This is a genomic window from Arthrobacter sp. 10T413_2, assembly GCF_056394205.1.
Genome location: NZ_JBFTHK010000053.1, coordinates 18,430 through 27,495 on the forward strand (window position 1 = coordinate 18,430; position 9,066 = coordinate 27,495).

Sequence of the window (9,066 nt, forward strand, 5' to 3'; positions counted from 1 at the left end):
CACTGCCGATGCTTTCACTGCCGATGCTTTCACTGCGTTTAGGTGTGCATCCGGCTGCTGACCCTGGAGAGGTCTGCGGCGCCGATGAGGCCGGCATTGGGTCCGAGGGCCGCAAGGTCGATCTCCGCGGCGGGCCGGAAACCGCGGCCCGTGRGGTTCCGCGCGAAGGCCTTCCGGGCTGGGCCGACGAGGAGCTCGCCGGCGTCGCACAGTCCGCCGCCGATCACGAACTTCCCGGGATCCAGGGCCGCGGCAAGGTTTGCCAGGCCCAGGCCCAGCCACTCCCCGACGTCCTCGATGAGTTCGCGCGACGTCGGATCGCCGGCCTTGGCCAGCTCCGTGACGATCGCGCCCGTGATGCGCGAGACGTCCCCGTCGACGGCCTTGAGCAGCTCCTGGGCAACCGGTGAATTCGCGGCGGCCAACTCCCGTGCCTCGCGGCCCAGTGCATTGCCTGAGGCGTATTGCTCCCAGCAGCCCCGGTTGCCGCACTCGCAGCGGTGGCCGCCCGGCATGATGATMTGGTGGCCGAACTCCCCCGCCACACCGAACCGGCCGCGTTCGAGCCGGCCGTCCATCACCATGGCGCCGCCGATCCCGGTGCCCAGGGTGATGCAAACCAGCCGGTTCTGCCCCTGACCGGCGCCGAAGCGCCACTCCGCCCAGGCGGCGGCGTCGGCGTCGTTGGTCAGCAGGACGGGGCGCCGCAGCAGCCGCTGCAGGTTGTCTCGCAGCGGTTCGTTGCGCCAGGCCAGGTGCGGGCTGAAGAGAACCGTCGCGCCGTCGAGGTCCATCCAGCCGGCGGCGCCGATTCCGACCGACCAGATCCGGTGCCCGGCGCCCAGTTCTTCGACAAGTTCGACAATGACCTGTTCCACCGCGCGCGGGTCGTTGCCCGGGGTGGAGCGTTTCGCCTGGCTGAGGATCCGGCCCTCGGCATCGACGACGCCGGCAGCAACCTTGGTGCCTCCGATGTCGACGCCGATTGCCAGGCCCTTGCGGCCCAGCCGCAGCTGCGAACGGAAGTCGTGGGTGGCCGCAGTGGCCGCCGCTCCGGCCAGGGCCTTGCTGCGCCAGGCGGCGGTCCGGCGGCGCAGGCCGGGCTGCCGGCCGGGTGTTGGTGTCTGCATGATTCCCCATTCTATTCGCCGGCGCCGGCGCAGCCGCGGATKCCGGACGCACCACCCCGGCGCCGGTCTCCCCGACGCTCCTGACTGGCGGAATGACGGCCTCGACCGTAAAGTTACTCGCCAGTAGGTGTCGCAGAACACACCTTCGCGGGACCGCATACTAGGCTTAGGCCTACCCGTTGCGGGCCTATGGATACCAATGGATACCAAAGGAGCTGTCGTGCGAGAAATCATTGTCCCGCCCCTGGTGAACGTCGATCCGGACACCAACGTCACCGAACTCGTGGTGCGCCAGGCGGCCAAGGCCTCGAACCCTGCGCTGTTCTCGCGGCTCGACGCAGCGGGCCAGTGGCAGGATGTCCGCGCCACGGATTTCCTGGCCGACGTCTCAGCCCTCGCCAAGGGCCTCATGGCCAGCGGCGTGGCTGCCGGGGACCGGGTGGGCATCATGTCCCGCACCCGCTACGAATGGGCCCTGGTCGACTTCGCCATCTGGTTTGCCGGCGCCGTCTCCGTCCCGATCTACGAGACCTCCTCCCCCTCACAGGTGGCCTGGAACCTCGGCGACTCCGGTGMCGTGGCCGCATTCGGCGAATCCGCGCATCACGAGGACATCATMCGGCAGGCGGCCACCTCCGAAGGCCTTGCCGCCCTGCAGCACGTCTGGCAGCTTGAGGGCAACGGCCTGGACGAGGTCCGTGCGGCCGGAACCGGGATAAGCGACGCCGAGCTCGAGGAGCGGCGCCGCCTGGCGTCCCTGAACGACGTCGCCACGATCATCTACACCTCCGGCACCACGGGCCGGCCCAAGGGCTGCGAGCTGACCCACGGCAACTTCGTGGAACTGTCCGAGAACGCCCTGGCCACGTCGCTGGGCACGATCGTCCACGAGCAGGCCAGGACCATCATGTTCCTGCCGCTGGCCCACGTCTTCGCGCGTTTCATCTCCGTGCTCGCGGTMGCCGCCGGCGTGACGGTGGCGCACACACCGGACATCAAGAACCTGCTGCCGGACCTGCAGAGCTACAAGCCGACCTTCATCCTCGCCGTCCCGCGCGTCTTCGAAAAGGTCTACAACTCAGCCCTGACCAAGGCCGAGGACGGCGGCAAGGGCGCCATCTTCCACCGCGCCGCAGACACCGCGATCGAATACTCCCGGSCCCGGCAGGCCGGCAAGGTGGGCCTTGCCCTGAAGCTCAAGCACGCCTTGTTCGACAAACTCGTGTACGCCAAGCTCCGGAACGCCATGGGCGGCCAGGTCTCGCACGCGGTGTCCGGCGGAGGGCCGCTCGGCGAACGCCTGGGCCACTTCTTCCAGGGCATCGGCCTGCAGATCCTGGAAGGCTACGGGCTGACCGAAACCACMGCGCCGGTCACCGTKAACACCCCGGACCTGATCAAGATCGGCACCGTGGGTGCGCCTATTCCCGKKAACGCCGTCAGGATCGCGGACGACGGCGAGATCCTCGCCAAGGGCGTGTGCGTTATGCGCGGCTACTACAAGCGCGATGACCTGTCCGCCGACGCTTTCGACAACGGCTGGTTCCGCACCGGGGACATCGKCCAGTTGGATGAGCAAGGGTTCCTGACCATCACCGGGCGCAAGAAGGAAATCATCGTCACGGCCGGCGGCAAGAACGTGGTCCCGGCCCTGCTGGAGGACCAGATCCGGGCGGACGCCCTGGTCTCCCAGGTGCTGGTGGTGGGCGACAACCGCCCGTTCATCGGCGCCCTGGTCACGCTCGATGAGGAAGCCCTCCCCGGCTGGCTGGGCCRCCACGGGCTCCCGGCGTCGACCTCGCTCGCTGACGCGGCCGAGAACCCGGCCGTCAAAGCCGCGGTCCAGGAACTCATAAACCACGCCAACCAGTCGGTGTCCCAGGCCGAGGCGATCAAGTCCTTCCGGATCGTGCCGGCCRACTTCACCGAAGCCTCCGGCCATCTKACCCCCTCCATGAAKGTCAAGCGGGCCCAGGTGCTCAAGGACTTCGAGACCGTGATCGAGGAAATGTACAACGCCAAGCGTCCCACGCTCGCCTAGGCAGCGCACGCGCCACAACAACGAAGGGTCCTTCCAGCTCCTGCCGKAAGGACCCTTCGTTGTTACCGCTATTCGACGACGAGCAGCAGGTCCCCGCCCTGGACCTGCTCCACCGCGCCGACGGCGAGGCGCGAGACGGTGCCGCCCACCKGCGTCGTGATGGAGGCTTCCATCTTCATGGCCTCGATCGTGGCGACGGTGTCGCCGGCCTTGACCGTGTCGCCGGCCTTGACGGTCAGCGTGACGGCGCCGGCGAACGGCGCGGCCACCTGGCCCGGCTGGGTGGCGTCGGCGCGTTCGGCGGCCTTGACGTTGCTCACCACGGAACGGTCGCGGACCACGACGGGCCGGGACTGGCCGTTGAGCGTGCACATGACGGTGCGCATGCCCTTCTCGTCGGGCTCGGAGACGGCCTCAAGGGAGGCGATCAGCCGGACGCCCTTCTCGAGTTCGATTTCGTGTTCCGCACCGCGCTGCAGCCCGAAGAGGTAGTCGCGGGTATCCAGCACCGAAAKGTTGCCGTAGGACTCCACACTCTTCAKGTAGTCCTTGGTGGGACCGGCGAAGAGCAGGCGGTTGAGCGTGCGCTGGCGGGTCTTGGAGTCGCCCTGCAGCGCAGCGCTGTCCTCGGCGCTGAGCTCGACGTCGCGGACCTTCACGGTGCGGCCCTGCAGGGCCTTCGTGCGGAAAGGCTCCGGCCAGCCGCCGGGCGGGTCGCCGAGTTCGCCGGAGAGGAAGCCGATCACGGAATCCGGGACATCGTACTTCTGCGGGTTCTCGTTGAAGTCCGCGGGATCGGCGTTGAGGCCCACGAGGTGCAGGGCGAGGTCGCCCACCACCTTGGACGACGGCGTCACCTTRACCAGGCGGCCCAGGATGCGGTCCGCCGCKGTGTACATGTCCTCAATCGCCTCGAAACGCTCGCCGAGACCCAGTGCCATCGCCTGCTGGCGCAGGTTGGACAACTGCCCGCCGGGGATCTCGTGCTGGTAGACCCGGCCCGTGGGGCCCGGCAGTCCGGATTCGAACGGTGCGTAGACCCGGCGGACGGCTTCCCAGTACGGCTCCAGGGCGCACACGTTCGCCAGGCTGAGTCCGGTGTCGCGCGGCGTGTGGGCCAGCGCGGCGACGAGGGCGGAGGCCGAGGGCTGGCTGGTGGTGCCGGCGAGCGAGGCCGATGCCACGTCCACGGCGTCCACTCCGGCGTCCACGGCCGCGAGGAGCGTGGCCAGCTGGCCGCCTGCGGTGTCGTGGGTGTGCAGGTGGACCGGGAGGTCGAACCGTTCCCGCAGGGCCGTCACAAGGCGCGCCGMGGCGGCAGGGCGCAGAAGCCCGGCCATATCCTTGATCGCGAGGACGTGCGCCCCGGCGTCGACGATCTTCTGCGCCAGCTCCAGGTAGTAGTCCAGGGTGTAGAGGGTCTCCTCCGGGTCCAGCATGTCCGCGGTGTAGCAGAGGGCGACCTCGGCGACGGCGGTGCCGGTCTCGCGGACGGCGCGGATGGCCGGGGCCATCTGGTTGACGTCGTTGAGGGCGTCAAAGATCCGGAAGATGTCGATGCCTGTGGCGGCGGCCTCGTTGACGAACGCCACCGTGACCTCTTCCGGGTAGGGCGTGTAGCCCACGGTGTTGCGGCCGCGGAGCAGCATCTGCAGGCAGAGGTTCGGCAGTGCCTTGCGCAGGGCGGCGAGCCGGTCCCACGGGTCTTCGCCGAGGAAGCGCAGGGCGACATCGTAGGTCGCACCGCCCCAGGCCTCCACCGACAACAGCTCCGGGAGCAGCTTGGACACGGCCGGTCCGGCCGCGACGAGGTCGCGGGTGCGCACCCGGGTGGCGAGCAGGGACTGGTGCGCGTCGCGGAAGGTGGTGTCCGTGACGGCAACGGCGTCCTGGGCGCGCAGGGCCCTGGCGAAGCCTTCCGGGCCCAGCTCCAGGAGCCGCTGGCGAGACCCCGGCCGGGCTGCGGCGTCGCCAAGGGCCGGAAGCTTGTCCGCCGGATTCGTGTGGACCGTCAGTTCGCCGTTGGGCTTGTTGACCGTAACGTCCGCGAGCCAGGTCAGCAGCTTGGTGCCGCGGTCTGCGGAGACCCGCGCCTTCAGCAGCTGGGGCCGTTCGTCGATGAACKAGGTGGCCACATCCCCGGCGACGAAGTCGGGATCGTCCAGGACGGCCTGCAGGAAGGAGATGTTGGTGGACACGCCGCGGATGCGGAATTCGGCAAGGGCGCGGCGGGCGCGGGCGACGGCGGCAGGGTAATCGCGGCCACGGCAGGTCAGTTTCACCAGCATGGAGTMGAAGTGCGGGCTGATCTCCGCGCCCGAGTAGACGGTGCCGCCGTCGAGCCGGACGCCGGCACCGCCGGCAGAACGGTAGCCGGTGATCTTGCCGACGTCGGGCCGGAAACCGTTGGCCGGGTCCTCGGTGGTGATGCGGCACTGCAGCGCCGCACCCTTGAGCTGGACGGTTTCCTGCGAGAGGCCCAGGTCCGCGAGGGTCTCGCCGGCGGCGATGCGCAGCTGTGCCTGAACKAGGTCGACGTCGGTGACCTCCTCCGTGACCRTGTGCTCGACCTGGATGCGCGGGTTCATTTCGATGAACACGTGCTKGCCGGCGCGCTCCCCGACGGTGTCGACGAGGAATTCGACCGTGCCGGCGTTGACKTAGTTCAGTGCCTTCGCGAACTTCACGGCGTCGCGGTACAACGCCTGCCGGATGCCTTCGTCGAGGTTCGGGGCCGGTGCGATCTCAACCACCTTCTGGTGGCGGCGCTGGATGGAACAGTCGCGCTCGAAGAGGTGCATGATGTTGCCCTCGGCATCGGCCAGGATCTGGACCTCGATGTGGCGGGGGCGCAGGACGGCCTGCTCGAGAAACATGGTGGGATCACCGAACGCGGCATCGGCTTCGCGCATGGCGGCCTGCAGGGCCTCCGGGAGAGCGTCGCGGGTGTCGACGCGGCGCATGCCGCGCCCGCCACCGCCGGCGACGGCCTTGGCGAAGATCGGGAAGCCGATTTCATCCGCGGCGGCGATCAGTTCGTCCAGGTCTTTCGAGGGCTGGCTCGACTTGAGCACGGGGACACCGGCCTTGCGGGCGGCCTCGAGGGCGGCCACCTTGTTGCCCGCAAGTTCCAGAACTTCCGCCGGCGGCCCGACGAACGTGATGCCGGCCTCCTTGGCGGCCCGCGCCAGGCGCGGGTTCTCGGAGAGGAAGCCATAGCCGGGGTAGATGGCGTCCGCACCGGACTCCTTGGCTACGCGCACCACTTCGTCAACGTCAAGGTACGCCCGGACCGGGTGCCMCTCCTCGCCGATCAGATACGCCTCGTCGGCCTTCTGGCGGTGAATCGAGTTACGGTCCTCGTTGGGAAACACGGCGACAGTCTTGGCACCCAGCTCGTAGCCCGCGCGGAAAGCGCGAATCGCGATTTCCCCGCGGTTGGCCACCAGAATCTTAGAAAACATACTTCTCCTGCTTCATCGCGGGCGTATCGGTAAGTGCTCACAGTGTCTAAGACCCGTGCGGGCAAACACAAATCATTGTGGCCACCGTCACAGCATTATCCGTCACKGACGCGGCGTTGGGCAGGGCCTGCGGCTTTTCGCTTGTCTCCCGCCCCGGYCCGTTTGCGCGGTTCTGCGTCCTCGTCGCCGGATGAAACGGGTTTCGTCKGAGCATCAACATATGATGAGTGGGTGCGTGGCGCATGCACGCCCCGGCTCCGGAGAACKCGGGAGCCGGCACCACCCCGTCTCGGCAACCGGCGTTAGGTATTGGTTTTTCAAGTGCAAGTAGTGAGCATCAGCAGCCTTAAAGGCGGTGTCGGCAAGACATCCGTGACCACCGGACTGGCGTCGGCGGCATTGGCCGCAGGCATCCCGACCCTCGTCGTCGACCTTGACCCGCACGCTGACGCCAGCACGGCCCTGGGCGTCAKCCCGGACGATCAGCTCGATATCGGCAGGATGCTGCGCTCTCCGCGGCGCGCGCGCCTGGCGGACAATGTGGTTCCCAGCGGGTGGGTGGAACATGCCAGACTCAACGGCAGCTCCGCCGGCGCCCTGCAGGCCGGCGCTGCACGGTCCGCTTCCTCACCGTCCATTCTGGATGTCGCCGTGGGCTCGGCCTACACCGGTATATACGACCGGCCCGACCTCGGCCGCCGCGACCTCCGCAGGCTGTCCGCTGTCCTGGCGGGCGCCGAGAACTATGAGCTCATCCTGGTCGACTGCCCGCCGTCGCTGAACGGCCTCACCCGGATGGCGTGGTCAGCGAGCGACAAGGTGACCCTGGTGGCCGAACCCGGGCTCTTTTCGGTGGCGGGCACGGAGCGCACCATGCGCGCCATCCAACTGTTCCGGCAGGAATTCGCCCCCAAGCTGTCCCCCGCCGGCATTGTGGCCAACCGGGTGCGMAGCGGCTCGGCCGAGCACGCCTTCCGGCTATCGGAGATGGAGTCCATGTTCGGCCAACTGCTGCTGACTCCACACATCCCGGAGCAGGCCAACTKGCAGCAGATCCAGGGCGCCGCCCACTCGATCCACCACTGGCCCGGGGACTCGGCCAAGAATGCGGCTGGACTCTTCGATGCCCTGCTGCAGAACCTCCTGCACCCCAATGGCCTGGCCACCGCCGGCTCCGTCCGCAACCGCAGCCAGCGCTGAACAGCGCTAAACACAGCAGCGACGACGACGCTCGGGAACCAAGAACCACAGCAGACAGAACTGAGGCCGCCTTCCCACAGGGAAGGCGGCCTCAGACTGTTCTATAAGAGTTCGCTAGCMGATCTTTCGCGCCGCGCGGCGCTTGCTCAGTTCGTCGTCGGGAAAGGATTGGTCCGCGGCGTGTTCGCTGGGAAGGGCAGCGAGGCTGCCTTCAACCTCGCGCCAAACACGGCCGACGGCGATGCCGAACACCCCCTGGCCGCCCTGGACAAGATCAATCACTTCGTMGGCCGAGGTGCACTCGTAGACACTTGCGCCGTCGCTCATGAGCGTGATTTGTGCAAGGTCCTCGACACCGCGCTCACGGAGGTGCTCGACGGCGGTGCGGATCTGCTGGAGTGAAACGCCGGTGTCCAGGAGCCGCTTGACGACCTTGAGGACCAGAATGTCGCGGAAGCCGTAGAGTCGCTGCGAACCGGAGCCGGCCGCGCCGCGGACTGCGGGCTCAACAAGTCCCGTGCGTGCCCAGTAGTCGAGCTGGCGGTAGGTGATGCCGGCCGCTTTGCAGGCGGTGGGGCCGCGGTAGCCCGCGTCTTCGTCCAGAACGGGAAGATCCTCGGTGAACAGCAGGCCTTGGGCACCGCTGGCGGGCACAGCAACGCMAGCCGTCGCGGCCTGCTTGAGCTCGCTTGCTTCGCCTTTCGGACTCACGTGGACCCTCCTTGTCGTGAGTTCCCCTGAGTAAGTTGCATCGGCAGCAATGTATGTGAACAGCTGCCTGACACAGGATGATGATTCCATCCTTGTAATTCAGCCGGGGCTGCACTTTCCAGTGTGACTTGCGCGGCTACCGTATGCAATGGGAACTTGTACCTTCGACGTTAGGCCTGCCGGGGCCCAAGGTCAAAGACGTTAGGGGTATTCCGCGGGCGTGTCGAAAGATTCATTCTCGGCTTTAACGTTCTGCGTCTTCACAACGGCCCCAGACGTCTCAAAAGCCCCATCCGTAACATGCGTTTCAGCAGTCTCAGCCGCCTCACTGGCGCCTGCCGTKGCGGGCGTTCAGCCGCCGAAGTCTTCGGGTTCGACGTCGTCGAGGAATTCGCGGAAGCGCCGCAGTTCCCCTTCCTCATCCACGGCGGGACCGGGATGCGTGTCCTCGCCCTCGTCGTGTTCGGTGATGCGGACGCCGGCCTCGTCCATGACGGCGTCGGCGCACCAGATCCGGCAC

Annotated in this window: 5 protein-coding genes and 1 pseudogene; 2 read left to right on the forward strand and 4 right to left on the reverse strand. The window is 67.7% G+C overall.

Going from position 1 to position 9,066, the window contains the following annotated elements; genetic code table 11:
- Positions 1–38: 38 nt before the first annotated feature.
- Complete coding sequence (locus AC1DBQ_RS10835; protein WP_476928500.1) at positions 39–1,130, reverse strand: ROK family glucokinase; 1,092 nt, start codon at positions 1,128–1,130, stop codon at positions 39–41.
- A 220-nt stretch (positions 1,131–1,350) separates the two neighbouring features.
- On the opposite strand from AC1DBQ_RS10835, the gene AC1DBQ_RS10840 reads away from it, so the two are divergent.
- Positions 1,351–3,171, forward strand: a complete 1,821-nt coding sequence (locus AC1DBQ_RS10840; RefSeq protein WP_476928501.1) for an AMP-dependent synthetase/ligase — start codon at positions 1,351–1,353, stop codon at positions 3,169–3,171.
- 68 nt (positions 3,172–3,239) lie between these two features.
- Here the strand turns inward: AC1DBQ_RS10840 and AC1DBQ_RS10845 are convergent, their stop codons facing one another.
- Entirely contained in the window at positions 3,240–6,635 is a 3,396-nt protein-coding gene (locus tag AC1DBQ_RS10845; RefSeq protein ID WP_476928502.1) for a pyruvate carboxylase, read from the reverse strand.
- Between the two features lie 321 nt (positions 6,636–6,956).
- On the opposite strand from AC1DBQ_RS10845, the gene AC1DBQ_RS10850 reads away from it, so the two are divergent.
- Positions 6,957–7,835, forward strand: coding sequence for a ParA family protein (locus AC1DBQ_RS10850; protein ID WP_476928503.1), 879 nt, complete (start codon positions 6,957–6,959; stop codon positions 7,833–7,835).
- A gap of 114 nt (positions 7,836–7,949) precedes the next feature.
- Here AC1DBQ_RS10850 and AC1DBQ_RS10855 read toward each other — a convergent pair whose 3' ends face one another.
- Together AC1DBQ_RS10855 and AC1DBQ_RS10860 are read right to left on the reverse strand one after the other, a co-directional pair.
- Positions 7,950–8,546: a MerR family transcriptional regulator gene (locus AC1DBQ_RS10855; RefSeq protein WP_476928504.1), complete on the reverse strand. Its 597-nt coding sequence runs from the start codon at positions 8,544–8,546 to the stop codon at positions 7,950–7,952.
- A gap of 351 nt (positions 8,547–8,897) precedes the next feature.
- A pseudogene (locus tag AC1DBQ_RS10860) lies at positions 8,898–9,066 on the reverse strand (bifunctional nuclease family protein); the annotation flags it as partial.